Here is a 14,817-nt window from a genome sequence, read left to right as displayed (position 1 = left end):
GCTTTCTTGTTTTATACGTATTTCCAATCCGGACAATGAAGTTAAGCCCGCCAGACCCGGTGGTACTGTCCGCTGGTTAGCGGATGGGAGAGTAGGTCGGTGCCAAATCTTATCAAGGTTAAACCCTAGGTTCTTCTTGGACCGAGGGTCTTTGAGTTAAATGCAGGGGCATTGGTTCTTAGTTGAAGCCTGGTAGACCCTTACGGGATTTAGCGCAGTCCGATATCGCGCCACATTTGGGATGTGGAGGCCGCAGGTTCGAATCCTGCCATCCCGACAGATAGCGATACCAATAGAAAAACTCCTTTCAGAGCAATTTGAAAGAGGCTTTTGCTTTAATAGAGAATTATCAGATCAATCGCGTACCCTAAATTACTCAAACAGGGATGTTAATCATGATTTTCTTTTAATCGAGGTTAGTATATGCTTTACATCGTCAATATGTTCTTGATTTGGGACTGTCGAACAAATAAATGTAGCAAATATAAAGTTCTGTCCGTCAGTTATATGCCAAATAGAAGTGTAAGGAAACCGGGAATTAGAAAATTGCGCGTAACCAAATATACCGTAATCACATTTTCCAAATACCTCGTTTTGTAAGTTTCCAAATTCATTTTTTAGCCCTATATTCTTTGATAGTTCAATTAAATCAGCTACGCCAGGATTAGGTATTTTTCCTGACAGAAATTCTGCTGTGGAAATTTGCAATACACCTGAATTATCTATTGTATCATCGATAAAGGTTGGAGGGCCGTTAGGATTATCTGCAGATATATCTTCCCAGTTGTCAGGTAACTTAATCTCCAGGGTTTTCAATCGCTTATCCATTAATCATGTTTAATTATAAAAGTCCAATTTAGCCGATACCCTCTAATTACCCACCATTTTTGCATAAATATTGAAGATTGTATCAAAGAACTAAATTAGCTAATAATTGTAAATCATGCAGAAAAAGGTTGGAAAATTGTACAAAGAGGGCGACTGACACCAAGTTTTATTTTTCGAACTCCCCTCTGATTATTCAGTCACTTTGGCAAAATTCTCAGCAAGCATATTAAGTTTGGCGGTACTTAAGGTTTCTCCCCCACTACTAATCACAATCCTATACCTAAACGTCACTTCCTCCCCCTTTTTCAACCCCAAATTCTTTTCAGATTTCCCATTCGTAAATATTTTTTCACCCAATGGGTTTGCTGCAAACAATCCATAACCCCTGGCATGCCAAAAGGTAGGATAATTCGGGTTTTTAGGGTGATCAATAATCGCGATACTCACCGAATCGGTGCCCATTTTGCCGTAAACTTTGCACCACACACCACGGGTGCTCCAGGCATCGTTACCGGTTTTGCCGGCGCTGGTGAGGTAGTTGCCGTTGGCCACATGGTCGGTGCCGCCTTTTACTACGGTTACATTGCCTTTGTTATCGGTAAATTGCTGGTCTTCCTTAGTCGGCATTTGTAATTCGTGACCCAAACGGAGACCCAGCATGCCATCTTTTGCATCGTTAAAAACAACATCAACATTTGCTTTTAATGTAGTGATACGGTCTATTACGCGTCGGTTTTTATCGCCACTAAATTCAAAATGGGTGGTTTCTTCCAAAAGAACATCCTTTTGCTGGTTTGTCCAGTTAGCATGATAGGCTAGTTTCCCGGTTTTTCCGCCAGACGTTTCAAGTATTTTATCAGTCCGTATCCATCCATACTGGCTTTTTTTATTTGCAGGTATAGCGTACGAATTATTCCAGAAATCAAGCCCGTTTACATTCTCGAAATTAAACCAAAGGCCGATGTGATGCGGATGGTCGGTTGGCTCACCGGCTTTTGGGGCAAGCGGAAAGCCGCGGGTAACTACAGTGCCGTTTGCCGCATATAGCGGGAACAACACCGGTTTTTCCAGGCTATCCGGATACAGGAAACTGGTAAACGGCTTGCCGCCAATCGACACATCAATCTTGTTTTCCGTAGTAGATTTTACAACCTTTACCGACTCTGTTTTTTGAGCAAACACCAAACACGGTAGCAATGCTATCGCGACAGCAAAACTCAGCTGCTTAAATTTGTTCATCACGAATATTTAAATACTTTGCCATTGGCCATTACTTCCTGTGTTTTCTCATCAAACGTTGCCTTATACCCTGTATGTACCGCAGCATTAGTCATAATATTTGCTATGGAGTGGCTATACCCTGCCTCAACCGGAGCATTTGGCTCTTTACGGCTGCGTACACATTCCATCCAGTTGCGTACATGGTTCGAGGTGAGTATGTCGCCGCCTGTATTAGCCGATGCCACAACTTTTTCGGTATTTGCCAGGCTCAATTCGGGCAATAGGTTAGCCTGCATATTCATGGCTGCTGCCATTTTTTGCGTTAGCCCACCGGCTGGCGAAACGGTATTATTTATCAGGTTCAGCTCGCCGCCATTTGAATAGTAAATTTCGGCAGGGTGCTCATCGCCATTGTGCATGCGTGAACCAAATGTAACCTGGAAACCCGTCGACGGGTCATCCAGCGGGCCGTAATCAAAAGCGGCGGTTATGGTATCCCAGTTGCGACGACCATCCTTCCACATATAAATACCACCGTTTGCTACCACGCTGCGCGGATGCTTAAGGCCGGTAAACCAGTGCACGGTATCGATCTGGTGGCTCATCCACTGACCGGGCAGTCCTGAGGAATATGGCCAAAACAGGCGGTACTCCAGGTAAATGCGCGGGTTGAACGGCTCGTAAGGCCGGTTCATGATAAAGCGTTTCCAGTCGGTATCCTCTTCTTTTATTACGCCTAATAATTCGGGCCGGCGCCACCTGCCGGGCTGGTTAACATTCCAGGTTAGTTCGACCATCGTTATCGGCCCAAATTTACCCGAACGGATGAAATCGTTGGCCGCATGGTAATTTGCCCCGCTGCGCCTTTGTGAGCCTATCTGCACAATCTTACCCGACTCCTTCACCGCTTTAAGAGCGGCCCGGTTGTCTTCCATCGTTTCGGCAAACGGCTTTTCAACATAAGCATCGCAACCTGCTTTTACAGCCTCGATTGCATGCCGCGCATGCTGGAAATCGGCAGTGCTGATAAATACCGCGTCAACAGTTTTGCTGTCGTATAATTCTTCGTTATTGCGGTAGGCCTTTACATCGTTCTGCATTTTCTCTTTCCAGACGGCGGCACCTTCTTCCCGCCGGCGCTTCCAGATATCCGAAACGGCCACTATTTCAAAGTTAAGTTCTTTGTAATGGTTCATAAAGCTGGGCAGATGCGAACTGCGGTGCCTGTCGGAAAAACCGACAACCCCAACGCGCACCCTGTCGTTAGCGCCGATGATACGTTTGTAGCTTTTAGCACTAAAACCATTTTTAGCGAGCATTATACCCGCGCCGGCAAGCGTTGCCTGCTTGATAAATTTGCGACGTGATTCTTCCATAGATGTTATTTTATACTGGTAAATTGGTTTTCGTTAACGCGAAATTTAATATTTATGAAGTTACACAAAAAGTAATACCAACTCTGTAAGATGTGTATTACAATATATTTTGGCACCATTAAGTTATTTCAACAAACGGTTTAACTCCTCAACCATAGCTGGCCGGCGGGGGTATTTGGTTCTTAGTTTTTGCGCCGTAGCTAATATTTGGTCTTTACCGGCCGGCATATCTGTTATTAAGTCCTCCATTAATTTAACAAGCGTAGCATATTGACTACGGTCGCTTGCATTATCGCCCTTTAATTCTAGGCCGGGCAAATAAATAGGCACTAATTCGTCCGCATATTGATGTACCAGGTATTTGTGATACGGCAATATTCTATCCAGTCTGTTTTCGTTCTTAACCAATGCAAACAACTTGTCCCAATACTTTTCTTGTATATAAAATGGCGAAACCGCAGTTAACAAATGAGCGCTTAGCGGCATCCACGAATCGTTGGCGTGGGCTTTTGTTACTCTTTTTATAGTCTCATCAATCAGTTCGTCAATTATTACCTTCCACTCTTCTTTTGAATAAGTAGCCTTCCATTTATCGTAGTATATGCTGTTAAGCCAATGACTTTCAAGTGCAAACTTTCTATAATAATGCCGCGTTAATGCGATATCATTCTCCAATATAGCTATACGCAATAATTGCTCTTCCCACTGTGATACAGTGCCCGGATGCTTTTGTTTCTCTGCTATTAATATACCGCCTGCAATTAATTTTTTTGCATGCTCGAAGTCCTTCCTATCTATTGCTTTGTCAACTTCTTCCTGCCGCACTTCTTTAATATCAAGGTTTTTCTGAACCAATTCTTCGACTTCTTCAGTTCGGCCTAACGCTTTTAAAAAGTCGATTTTTTGAGTCCGGTAAAAGTTGCGCTCGTAATCGTCATGGTTGCCGGTGAGTTTTTGCACCTGGCTGTCGATAAAATCAAGGTACATCTGCTCCTTTTTTAGTTCGATAGCCAGATTTTCAAATAAGGAAAACAGATTATAACCGGAATCACTATGGTCAAAATATTTATTACTGGTGAATTCTTTATACAAAACACTAAATATGTGCTCTTTTAAGTCATACGCAATTTCGTCGCCAGTAACAATCGAGTCAATAAGTTCTACTATGTCATAGACTGTACCCCCTAATGAGCCGTTCGAATCGTCGGCACTCGCCAGCACCTCCTGCATTTCGTTTAACGCAACATTAGCGATGGTAAAAGCATCCAGATAATTTCTCTTATGAACCAGTTCGTTGGCCTTACCGATAAGCTTATCTATTTCGTTTGCCAGGCCTGACGACGAACGATAGTCGACGTATCCATGGTCGGAGTACTTTTTAACCAGCTTCCGTACCAGGTCGGTATATTTCTGGCCAACATCTGCCCTGTCATCTTTTTCGGCAAAAAAGATCTCAAGTGCTGTTTTAAAATCTTTATTTTTCTTGGCGTAATCTTTAACAAAACTTGCATATTCTGCGGCAGTTATTTTGGTAAGTAAATCGTCAAACGGGTTTTTCGCGCGGCTTTTTTTAGTAATAACCGGGCGGTAAATGATCTCCTCGCGAATGGCATACAAAACAGCCACCACGTGTTTGCATATATCACCATCATAAGGGCAGTCGCAGAAGTATTTGGTGATTTCATTATCTTTTTTTACGGAGACTTCCACTGAATAATCCTCCGTGCCTTCTACCTCCGCAGTCCATTCGCCATCGTTTTCTTCAATTTCCAAAACAGCTCCATTAGCAAAGTATTGAACTCCTTTGTTTAGCATTGATTTACCTATCCGTTTCTCGAAGTTTTGGATGGTAAGCATATTGTCGCCTTCAATTATATCCACAGGTGGTCTTATTTTGGTTGATATTTGGCAGGTTGTGCGACCTAATATAGTGCCTTTTTTCTTTTAAATTTGCTTTTGAAAACATTATAAATTCGAATTTAAAATCTACCAACAATGCCTATAATAACACCCCAAATACTAAAGCAAATTGCCGAAGAACTTGATATGGGAATGGTTTGCTATTTCCATAAGGTTACCGGCGAACTTGAAATTTATCCTGATGAGAATCATAACCCGGGCTTTGATGATGAGTGTTGGATTGATGTAATGGATAAGGTATCGGAAAATCGGGATGATTACATTGAGTGCGAACCCATGAGCAGCCGTGAATCATTCAGGGTGATGGAAAACTTCATCGGCCAGATTGGCCACATCCCCACACGCAATAAATTTATCGATGTTATTTCGCGCAAAAGACCTTTTGCCCATTTTAAGGATATGCTTGAGGATTATCCCGAATTGCTGAAACAGTGGTATGCGTTTAAAGAAGAAGCCTATATTGAGTATGTAAAGGCCCTGATTGACGCCGCAAATGTCGACGAAGAGGAGAAACTGTGACACCTGGTTAGCAATCAAAAAAACTAATCTCTAATCGCTAAGCTCTGGCCTCTAACCCCTACTTTTCCCGCAAATATTTTTCGATAATCACCCTGTCGATAGTAGTGCCTTCCACTTTCTCAACGCCTTTTTGAATCAACGTATCGCCGCTGAAAGTAACGGTGAAGGTGAATGGCTTGCCTTCCCAGGCTTTGTCTTTATAGTAATCGAGATGCTCGGTATATCGGTCGCCCTTTAAGGTATATGCGCCGCCGCCTGCATCAAATTTGTTTGATGAATCTTTGGCGGTATTCATGGTGTGATTTAAAAATGCAAAGTGCGTATCGTTAATAATTTTTATCATCTGCTGGTCTTTCGGGTAGCTGGTTTGCTCGGTTTTTCCTTTACTGATAGTTGCGCCGGATACCAGCCGCCAGGTACCAATTATAGGATTAGCCGCCTCCTTCTTTTCGGCAGGAGCATTGCAAGCCATTAAAAAAACAGTAACTGTTAATGCTACTAAAGCTGCAGGTTTAAATTTCATGATGATGGGTTGTGGTTTATTCGCTAAAAATATAAATTAAAATGGTAAGTTGTATGTGGTGCTAAAAGGTTCACGGGAGTAATGGCAAGCTTTTTTTTAGGATTTTCCCTGGATACGCAGCTGGGTGAAATTTAAGTAAGGCGCCAAACAACCAGGATGATTTGCTGATCGAATTATAATATATAGGCCGGCTTGACTTTTTAGCAACCAGCCCTTACATTTGCGCCGGCATGTTAAAACGGATAACAGCATACTTTCTTATTGTTTCACTCATGGCGGTGCACTTTTCGCGGTTCTTCATCTTCGCGGGCTTTGAGCTGAACAAAAAATACATTGCCACCACCCTTTGCGAAAATCGCGATAAACCATGGCTGCATTGTAACGGTAAGTGTTATTTCGTAAAAAAGATAAAGCAGGCACAGGAAAACGAGCGAAAAGAAGCTGCAAGAGACAGCTTTAGCCGCCTGGAAATTTCTTTTTTCCAGGAACCGTTTAAGCTTGCTTTTGTTGAACCTGTCGCTTTGCAGGATAATAAATCCATATTCCCCAACTATTCGTACCAATATACCAATCACTATATTGACGCGATATTTCATCCGCCTAAAACAATAGCATAATCTTCTTTTTTTGCCTTGGGGTTGTCATCCTTTTATAGCGATGATTACCGGCTCCATATTTAATTATTGTAGCTCTTTCGGTTGATTTATTAAATCGACCTGATTAGCGCATTTAACTAAAACTAATCCCGGTCGGTTAATACCTGCCGTAAATGCCTTTGGCATTATAATATTTCATCTGCATGAATTTTCTTCAATTAAAAAAATTGACTTTGCTGCTGTTTACAGTTTGTACTGCGCAAATGGCAATTGCACAACATATATTTAAAGGCAAAGTGGTTGACAGCGCCACTAACCAGCCTATTGAAAACGCATCCGTTTACGCAAACGGAAACTCTTGTGGAACGTCAAAATCGGGCAATTTTCAAATGGCAATGCCAGGCGACAGTTGCACCATGATGGTACATTGCCTGGGCTACCAGAAAAAAGCTGTGAAACTTACAAAATCGGGAGAACGGGTAGTTATCGCCTTAGCTGCCGGAAGCATCAGCCTTGATGAAGTTAAAGTATCACCACACTTAGGTGCAAATTCATTTTATACGCTCAGCGCGCTCGACCTCAGGCTGCGCCCGGTTAATTCTTCGCAGGATTTGATGCGCCTGGTGCCCGGCTTGTTTATTGCCCAGCACATGGGAGGCGGCAAGGCCGAGCAGATTTTTGTACGCGGTTTCGACGCCGACCACGGCACCGATTTAAATGTTTCGGTTGATGGCATGCCGGTGAATATGGTATCGCACATACACGGGCAAGGCTATGCCGATTTGCATTTTTTGATCCCCGAAACAGTATCAACCTATGATTTTGGTAAAGGGCCCTACTATACCGACAAAGGTGACTTTGCCACCGCGGGGTATTTAAATTATACAACTAAAGATGCACTGGATAAAAGTTTGATAAGTCTTGAAGGCGGACGCTTCAATACCTTCAGGGCAACTGGCGTTATCGACCTGCTAAGCAGCAAAGCCAAGCAAAGTGGTGAAAATGCCTACATAGCCGGGGAATACAACTACACCAACGGACCGTTTGCGCTGGCTGAACATTACAAGCGTTTTAACCTATTTGGCAAGTTCACCAAACAGCTTGGACAGAATAATAAGCTTTCGATAAGCGCGTCAACCTTCAGCACCAGCTGGATACCATCGGGCGAGATACCTGAACGTGCAGTAGTTGCCGGCACAACAGCCATTGATGATAATGGCAATGCCGTTAAACTTTCAATAGCCGCCAGTCCCATCAACAGGTTTGGTACTATAGATAGTGCGCAGAGCGGTAAAAGTACACGCACCAATGCCTTAGTGAAGTTATCTTCGGATTTGAAAAATAATTGGTCGCTGGAAAACCAATTGTATTACACCCATTATACATTCCAGCTGCACGTCAACACTACTTTTTTTGCCGATGACAATGACAACGGCGATTTAAAATACCAGAACGAGACCAGGGATATGTATGGGTACAATGGAAGGCTTAGTAAACGCAGTTATTTAGGCAATGCCACCCTTACATCAACCCTTGGCATTGGCGATAGGCAGGATAAAATATACGGCCCGGTTTATAACAGCATAACTCACAGCGGGCAGTTTTTAGAAATCATAAGTGCTGGTGACATCAAAGAAAATAAAGCCAATGCTTATGTAGATGAAACCCTGGAAACCGGTAAGTGGCTGATCAATGCCGGTGCACGGATTGATTACCTACACTTTAATTTTCATGATACCAGCCAGAATAAGGCAATCATCAGCCCAAAGTTTAATATACAATACACAGCTAATGAACAAATTCAGTTTTACCTGAAAGCGGGCAAAGGTTTTCACTCCAACGATGCGCGTGCGGTAATCGGCAACAACGGCCTGCAAACTTTGCCAGCCGCATACGGAGCCGACCTTGGCCTGAACTGGAAACCCATCCCGCATTTATATTTGAATGCAGCTGTGTGGTATCTGTATCTACAGCAGGAATTTGTTTATACCGATGACGGCACCATTGCGCCAGGAGGCAGAACCCGTCGTGACGGCATAGATTTTTCAGCGCGTTATCAACTGGCTAAATGGCTGTTTGCCGACTTGAATGTAAATCTCGCTAAACCAAGGCTTATAGGTGAAGCTAACGGCGCAAACTATTTGCCGCTTGCCCCAACTTTTACCAGCACCGGCGGATTGGATTTTAAGTTTAAAAACGGTATTAGTGGCGGCATCAGCTATCGTTACATGCACAAACGCCCCGGAAACGAAAGCTATACGCTAACAGCCGATGGGTACTATGTCACCGATTTGAAGGTAAACTATACGCGGCCAAAGTTCGAAGTCGGTCTGTCGGTCGAAAACCTTTTCAATGCCAAATGGAATGAGTTTGAAGCTGAAGAAGTAACGCAGCTGCGTAATGAATCAGCTCCTGTCGATCAAATGAGCTTTACACCCGGGACACCATTTTTTGCTAAGTTAAGGGTGGCATTTTTCTTTTAAAATCACTTTTGCGCTCTGCATTTCTTTGTGCATTCTCTGAGCCCTTTGTGGTTAAATGGAACCAAAGAGGGCACGGAGCTAATGGAAAAAAAGATTTTGCATGGATTATTAAAACACAAAACAATGAAGAAACTATTAACAATACTTGCTTTAGTGGCATTGATATTTACTGTAACGGCCTGTCAAAATAATAGCCGTGCTGCCGCCGGCGGCAACACGGAAACTAAGAAAAAAGCCAAATATTACTGCACCATGCACCCTTCAATAACATCCGACGAACCGGGAACCTGTCCTAAATGTGGAATGAAGCTTGTTGAGTGGGATAGTGTCGACAAAAAATAAATCAGCCGTTTATTTGTGGTAATGCGTGGTCGTTTTGGTGTTTACCAAATCGTCGACCACCAGCAGTTTGCCGCTGTAGGTTTCGCTTGTTGCGGTTACTTTGCCTTCCAGCATACTCTGGCCCATGCAGGCAGGATTATTGCCATGGCCCAGCGGCCATTTGCCCTGCGTATCGGTTACAGCAATGCCTGCTTCGGCCGCCATTTCCAGCCCGAAATCGGTGCAGTTGGTATGGCTGAGCTGGTATTTTTTATGGTCGTATTTTTTTACGATGGACAGCATGCGGTTAAAGCGTCTTTTTGAAATAAACGTGCCGGATATTTCGTCCCAGCTGTGCAAACCATCATCCTTAAAAGTAGACGGCGACGAAGGAAACAGCGGTGTTGCGGCTAGCGGGAAATTCTTTTTTGGATAAAAACCAAATGAGCGGCTTACTATGGTACTATCCGTATTGTATTTTATCAGCGTGATAAAAGTATGACCCACATTATTTAACACATAAACCCTGCGTTTACCCGATACCGGCTGCCGCACATGGATTAACAATGCATAGGTGGCGGCTTTTTTACCATCCTCAAACGGGTTGATAATATCACTGGCTTCAATAGGTGTCGACTTAATTTCGGCATCGCCATTGTAGGATGTGCTGTCCCTGTTTATCAGGCTAATGTCGGTAGTATGGATATTCATTATCCCGGTGGCAACGCTATCTTCAACTGCCGACGAGTCTTTTTGGCGGGTAAAATTAACAGCCATTAATTGCTTACTGTCAACCGATGCCGTTACCAGCGGCCTGTATTTTACTGTATCTATATTGTTTTCAATAGTAAGTGTTTTAAAATAGCACTTCATGGCCAGCGAGTAAAGGCGCAGTTTGGTAAATGCTATGGCAAGCCGGTAGTAAAATTTCTGGCCATGCTTTTTCGCTTTAAATACAGTAACGCCCTGCTCTTCTTTTAGCAGCCTGGTTAGATACTGCCGCTCGGTAACGGGGTCGTCGAGCTTCGCGTGCAGCAGCTCAATTCGTAAACTGTCTTTTATCCTGTCTGATACGGAATCGCTAAACCTGTTTTGGTGAATAACGGGCTGGGGTAAAATAGATGTGCTGCTTTGCGAATAGCCGTTGTTAAAAAGTAATAAGAACAATGGCGTAAGTAACCAGTAACGTTTGCGGTTAAGGAGTTGGTTAGAAAATATCAGTTCGTTAAAACTGGTAATAAAATTGTGCATCAGGACAAATAAAAAGAAAAAACGCTGAACAGGTGCAAGTTAGTACAAAATGCCCGGTAATTTAACATTTGCTTAACACTTCCGACGGCGTCTTGTTTTGGCTATGGGTAGTATTATGCCAAATACTGCACATCTACAAAAATTTAAAACTTGCGGCTAAACCAAATCACGGGCAATTATATAAGGTGAATTTCTGGCAAGGGCAAACTTAATTTTCCAAAACCCTGGTATCGATTGATTTATTGTCACTTCGACAATACTTGTCAATTGCGCAGTAAAGTAATCTTAATGTTAAATAATTAATAAAAAACAGGTAACTATATTATTTACATTGTAACTGTAGTTTAAACATGTATATTTGCACCATTAAATGTAAACAGCTGGTCGGCAGCGGCGGGTACGTTCCCGTAAAAGATGGTTCGAGTCCATGTTTACAGCTCTTCTCATAATTTAGGTTTATAATTGGTTTAGAACGCGCTCCTGCCCATCAGGAGCGCTTCTTGTTTTTATGGGGCTTTGTATTGACGTCTGCGGCCGTCAAAAAAACTAATCTCTAAACTCTTATCTCTAATCACTAAAAAAAACTTACATTTCCTGTAACCATTTTATTTTACCGGAGTATCTAACCATAATAACACTAATAAAGACACTGATTGAACTCGTTGGCCGACAATACAATCATGCTGAAGGTGAAAGCCGGAGACCTGGATAAAATGGGACTGCTGTTTGAGCGGTACCATCGCCCCCTGTATGGCTTCCTTTTTCACATGACGTATCAGCGCGAAACAAGTGAGGATTTGGTGCAGCAGGTGTTTTATAAGATGCTGAAGTACCGGGAAACTTTTACAGCAACGGGCGAATTTGTGCACTGGATGTATTCCATCGCCCGCAATACGCTGAAGGACCAGGGCAAAAGTTTAAAACAGCGGGTGAAGCATGAAAATACGGACGACCACACAGAACGGTTATCCGGTGGCTTAACACCTGAGGAGCAGCTTGAAAAAAAACAGGCTAAGTTGGGGCTTTATAAGGCAATGGAAAAACTGAGCGACAGCCACCGCGAGGTGCTTACGCTCAGTAAGTTCCAGGAACTAAAATACCAGGAAATTGCGCATATACTGGATATATCAGAAATAGCCGTAAAAACCCGGGCGCACCGTGCTATGCAGGAGCTGAAAAGTATTTATGAAAAAGCAGAACGCTAAAACAGGAAAACGATGAAATGTGAGCAATATGAAGGGCTGTTTGCCGGCTGGATAAATAACGAGCTGAAGCCGGCCGAACGCGAAACGCTGGAGCAACACCTTAACGGCTGTGCCGCCTGCCGCGAAGAGCTGGCCAGCATGCAGCAGTTATGGGCCATGATGGACGAGGTTGAAGTACCTGAGCCATCTGCTAGTATGAAGACTGATTTCACGGCGATGCTGAATGATTTTAAAGCAACCGAAGCAAACAAAAAGGGCTCATCAGCAGGTATCAGACAACAGCTTGGCTGGCTGTTACAATGGCGGCAAAAATGGCCGTTGGCTTATACCTTTGCCATAATTTTGGTAAGTTTTGGCTGCGGGTACCTGTTTTTTAACCTAAAAGGCGGCAGTAAGCAGGATAAGCAAATGGCTGACTTGACCACCCAGGTGCATGAGTTGAAGCAAACCATGGCGCTGGCATTGCTTGAAAACCCTTCGGCATCCGAGCGTATTCGGGGGGTAAGCTATACCACCGAAATTAAGCATGCGGATAAAGAAGTGATAGACGCTCTGCTGGCAACCCTGAATAACGACCCTAACGTGAATGTGCGCTTAAGCACGTTGGATGCATTGACACATCTTGCCGGTCATCCGGAAGTGCGACTTGGCCTGGTGCAGTCCATCACGACGCAGGATTCGCCGCTGATGCAGTCGGCAATTGCAGATGTGATGCTGAAATTACAGGAAAAGAGTTCGGTGAAGTCATTCAAGGAACTATTAAAACAAAAAGACCTCGACCATGGTGTGAGGGATAAAATAAAAGAAACTATTACTCAACTCATTTAAACAAACCATTTTATGAAAAAAATATTGATCCCTGTTTTGGCAGGAGTTGGGCTTTGCCTTGCCCAGTTGGCAACCCAGGCGCAATCATACAAAACCCACATCAGCAAGCAGTTTACCTTTACAAAAGGCAAGGTTTCTATCTGCAACCTGGATGGTTCGGTAAAAGTTGAAGGCTACGCCGGTGACAAAGTGCTGATAGAAATTGACGAAACCATAACCGGCGACGACAACGCAGCAGTTGAAAACGGTAAAAAGGAAATCAAACTTGGTTTTGACCAGGGCCCCGACAGCCTGATAGCATATACCGCCTTCCCGTATGATACCCGCCCCCGCCGCTGGCAGCGTAATAATTATAGCTACCGGGTCGACTATAATTTAAAGCTGGTATACACCGTAAATGTGCCCAACAATGTTGATCTGTATGTATCAACTGTTAACGATGGCGATATATCAGTCAAAAACGTGTATGGAACGTTAAGTATTAATAATGTTAATGGGGGAATTGACGTTGCGAACGCAAAAGGCACTACTAAGGCCCACACAGTTAACGGGCCGGTAACGGTTACCTATTTGAGTAATCCGCCCGATGCATCGTCCTACTACTCGGTAAATGGTGAACTGAACGTTACCTACCCACGCACGCTTTCGGCCGACGTGGAATTTAAAAGCATGAACGGTGAGTTCTTTACCGACTTTCCGGATACGCAAATATTACCGTCACGGGTAACTAAAACAGAAGCGCACGGTAAAAGCGGCACCACGTACAAATTAAGCAAAGCATCAGATGTTCGCTTTGGTGCCGGTGGCAAAACACTAAAATTCGAAACATTAAACGGAAATATTTATATTAAGGAACAAAAATAGAGATGATGAAAACGATGAAAATAACGATAGTATTAGCGGCAGTAATGCTTATAAATACCAGCCTTTGGGCACAAACTGCCGGGACGCAGCAGTTAACAGTGCCGCTTAGCCAGCCCGGCAAACCTTACAAATTGGATGTGGGCCTGGTTGACGGCTCGATAACTGTAACCGGCTACGAGGGTAAGGATATAATTATCGAAATACAGGACAAAGATAAAGACCATAAAGGCCGTGTAAGAACCCATGATGGCATGCACGCCCTGTCAACTGGTGGCCGGGCGGATATCCAGGCCGAGGAAAATAATAACAAAGTAACTATACAAGGTGAGGCGGGAAAAACCACTAACCTGGTATTAAAGATCCCTCAGAATGATGTTACTTTAAAACTCGGTACCGTAAACGATGGCGACATTGTAGCAGGCAATATAGGCGGCGAGTTGGAAATAACCAACGTTAACGGCGGTATTAAATTAACCAACATATCGGGTTCTGTAGTTGCCAATACAGTTAACGGCAATGTTGTGGTAACATTTAGGAGCATCGACACTAAAGCTGCTATGGCCTTTACGACTCTTAACGGTAATGTTGATGTGACTTTCCCGGGAACGTTGAAAGCGGACGTGAAGCTAAAATCAGACCGCGGCGATATTTTTACCGATTTTGACGTGGTTGCCGAACAGCATAAACCAACCGTAACCCAAAAAAACGGCGGCAAAGGTGCCATGTATAGCCTGAAGATAGAAGACTGGGTATATGGCAAAATTAACGGCGGCGGCCCTCAGATGATGATGAAAAACATGAACGGGAACATCTATATCCGCAAAGCCAAATAAGCACTTTATTAACTGAATTTAGATTTGTCAACTTTTAAAAGTTGACAAA

The 14,817-nt window shown here is 43.5% G+C and carries 14 protein-coding genes and 1 tRNA gene; 9 read left to right on the top strand and 6 right to left on the bottom strand.

Annotation, left to right across the window (positions count from 1 at the left end; genetic code table 11):
• Positions 1-203: 203 nt before the first annotated feature.
• Positions 204-277: transfer RNA gene (locus NAF19_RS04330), tRNA-Pro, on the top strand.
• A 116-nt stretch (positions 278-393) separates the two neighbouring features.
• Here the strand turns inward: NAF19_RS04330 and NAF19_RS04325 are convergent.
• From NAF19_RS04325 to NAF19_RS04310, 4 genes are all read right to left on the bottom strand, one after another.
• Entirely contained in the window at positions 394-828 is a 435-nt protein-coding gene (locus tag NAF19_RS04325) for a hypothetical protein (protein ID WP_252788578.1), read from the bottom strand.
• Positions 829-1,017: 189 nt separating this feature from the next.
• A complete protein-coding gene (locus tag NAF19_RS04320; RefSeq protein WP_252788577.1) occupies positions 1,018-2,067 on the bottom strand; it encodes a DUF6807 domain-containing protein in 1,050 nt (349 codons plus the stop codon).
• Complete coding sequence (locus NAF19_RS04315; RefSeq protein ID WP_252788576.1) at positions 2,067-3,425, bottom strand: Gfo/Idh/MocA family protein; 1,359 nt, start codon at positions 3,423-3,425, stop codon at positions 2,067-2,069. The genes NAF19_RS04320 and NAF19_RS04315 overlap by 1 nt, the downstream gene beginning before the upstream one ends.
• 123 nt (positions 3,426-3,548) lie before the next feature.
• A complete protein-coding gene (locus NAF19_RS04310) occupies positions 3,549-5,306 on the bottom strand; it encodes an SWIM zinc finger family protein (protein WP_252788575.1) in 1,758 nt (585 codons plus the stop codon).
• Between the two features lie 114 nt (positions 5,307-5,420).
• On the opposite strand from NAF19_RS04310, the gene NAF19_RS04305 reads away from it, so the two are divergent.
• Positions 5,421-5,864 (top strand): UPF0158 family protein, encoded by a 444-nt coding sequence (locus NAF19_RS04305; protein ID WP_252788574.1) that lies wholly within the window; start codon positions 5,421-5,423, stop codon positions 5,862-5,864.
• A gap of 58 nt (positions 5,865-5,922) precedes the next feature.
• Here the strand turns inward: NAF19_RS04305 and NAF19_RS04300 are convergent, their stop codons facing one another.
• Positions 5,923-6,387: a hypothetical protein gene (locus NAF19_RS04300; protein WP_252788573.1), complete on the bottom strand. Its 465-nt coding sequence runs from the start codon at positions 6,385-6,387 to the stop codon at positions 5,923-5,925.
• Positions 6,388-6,617: 230 nt separating this feature from the next.
• Between NAF19_RS04300 and NAF19_RS04295 the strand changes: the two genes are divergently transcribed.
• The 3 genes from NAF19_RS04295 (at position 6,618) to NAF19_RS04285 (ending at position 9,808) form a co-directional block, all read left to right on the top strand.
• Entirely contained in the window at positions 6,618-7,004 is a 387-nt protein-coding gene (locus tag NAF19_RS04295) for a hypothetical protein (RefSeq protein ID WP_252788572.1), read from the top strand.
• A gap of 182 nt (positions 7,005-7,186) precedes the next feature.
• A complete protein-coding gene (locus tag NAF19_RS04290) occupies positions 7,187-9,466 on the top strand; it encodes a TonB-dependent receptor (protein ID WP_252788571.1) in 2,280 nt (759 codons plus the stop codon).
• 123 nt (positions 9,467-9,589) lie between these two features.
• Positions 9,590-9,808, top strand: a complete 219-nt coding sequence (locus tag NAF19_RS04285) for a heavy metal-binding domain-containing protein (protein WP_252788570.1) — start codon at positions 9,590-9,592, stop codon at positions 9,806-9,808.
• 9 nt (positions 9,809-9,817) lie between these two features.
• Here NAF19_RS04285 and NAF19_RS04280 read toward each other — a convergent pair whose 3' ends face one another.
• A complete protein-coding gene (locus NAF19_RS04280; protein WP_252788569.1) occupies positions 9,818-11,038 on the bottom strand; it encodes a hypothetical protein in 1,221 nt (406 codons plus the stop codon).
• Positions 11,039-11,718: 680 nt separating this feature from the next.
• Here NAF19_RS04280 and NAF19_RS04275 point away from each other — a divergent pair.
• The 4 genes from NAF19_RS04275 to NAF19_RS04260 are packed head-to-tail and all read left to right on the top strand — an operon-like array spanning position 11,719 to position 14,768.
• Positions 11,719-12,243 carry an RNA polymerase sigma factor gene (locus NAF19_RS04275; RefSeq protein WP_252788568.1) on the top strand — a complete coding sequence of 175 codons (525 nt, stop codon included), beginning with the start codon at positions 11,719-11,721 and terminating at the stop codon, positions 12,241-12,243.
• Between the two features lie 12 nt (positions 12,244-12,255).
• Positions 12,256-13,071: a zf-HC2 domain-containing protein gene (locus NAF19_RS04270; protein WP_252788567.1), complete on the top strand. Its 816-nt coding sequence runs from the start codon at positions 12,256-12,258 to the stop codon at positions 13,069-13,071.
• A 12-nt stretch (positions 13,072-13,083) separates the two neighbouring features.
• The gene (locus NAF19_RS04265; RefSeq protein ID WP_252788566.1) at positions 13,084-13,935 is read left to right on the top strand and encodes a DUF4097 family beta strand repeat-containing protein; all 852 of its coding nucleotides are present in this window, start codon (positions 13,084-13,086) and stop codon (positions 13,933-13,935) included.
• Positions 13,936-13,949: 14 nt separating this feature from the next.
• Positions 13,950-14,768: a DUF4097 family beta strand repeat-containing protein gene (locus NAF19_RS04260; RefSeq protein ID WP_252788565.1), complete on the top strand. Its 819-nt coding sequence runs from the start codon at positions 13,950-13,952 to the stop codon at positions 14,766-14,768.
• Positions 14,769-14,817: the final 49 nt, after the last annotated feature.

Source organism: Mucilaginibacter flavidus, from assembly GCF_024055575.1.
GTDB lineage: Bacteria > Bacteroidota > Bacteroidia > Sphingobacteriales > Sphingobacteriaceae > Mucilaginibacter > Mucilaginibacter flavidus.
This window is presented reverse-complemented; position numbering and strand designations above follow the sequence as displayed.

Coding starts and splice junctions, on each gene's coding strand:
- NAF19_RS04325 (WP_252788578.1), bottom strand. CDS start 828: ATGGATAAGCGATTGAAAACCCTGGAGATTAAGTTACCTGACAACTGG.
- NAF19_RS04320 (WP_252788577.1), bottom strand. CDS start 2,067: ATGAACAAATTTAAGCAGCTGAGTTTTGCTGTCGCGATAGCATTGCTA.
- NAF19_RS04315 (WP_252788576.1), bottom strand. CDS start 3,425: ATGGAAGAATCACGTCGCAAATTTATCAAGCAGGCAACGCTTGCCGGC.
- NAF19_RS04305 (WP_252788574.1), top strand. CDS start 5,421: ATGCCTATAATAACACCCCAAATACTAAAGCAAATTGCCGAAGAACTT.
- NAF19_RS04300 (WP_252788573.1), bottom strand. CDS start 6,387: ATGAAATTTAAACCTGCAGCTTTAGTAGCATTAACAGTTACTGTTTTT.
- NAF19_RS04295 (WP_252788572.1), top strand. CDS start 6,618: ATGTTAAAACGGATAACAGCATACTTTCTTATTGTTTCACTCATGGCG.
- NAF19_RS04290 (WP_252788571.1), top strand. CDS start 7,187: ATGAATTTTCTTCAATTAAAAAAATTGACTTTGCTGCTGTTTACAGTT.
- NAF19_RS04285 (WP_252788570.1), top strand. CDS start 9,590: ATGAAGAAACTATTAACAATACTTGCTTTAGTGGCATTGATATTTACT.
- NAF19_RS04280 (WP_252788569.1), bottom strand. CDS start 11,038: ATGCACAATTTTATTACCAGTTTTAACGAACTGATATTTTCTAACCAA.
- NAF19_RS04275 (WP_252788568.1), top strand. CDS start 11,719: ATGCTGAAGGTGAAAGCCGGAGACCTGGATAAAATGGGACTGCTGTTT.
- NAF19_RS04270 (WP_252788567.1), top strand. CDS start 12,256: ATGAAATGTGAGCAATATGAAGGGCTGTTTGCCGGCTGGATAAATAAC.
- NAF19_RS04265 (WP_252788566.1), top strand. CDS start 13,084: ATGAAAAAAATATTGATCCCTGTTTTGGCAGGAGTTGGGCTTTGCCTT.
- NAF19_RS04260 (WP_252788565.1), top strand. CDS start 13,950: ATGAAAATAACGATAGTATTAGCGGCAGTAATGCTTATAAATACCAGC.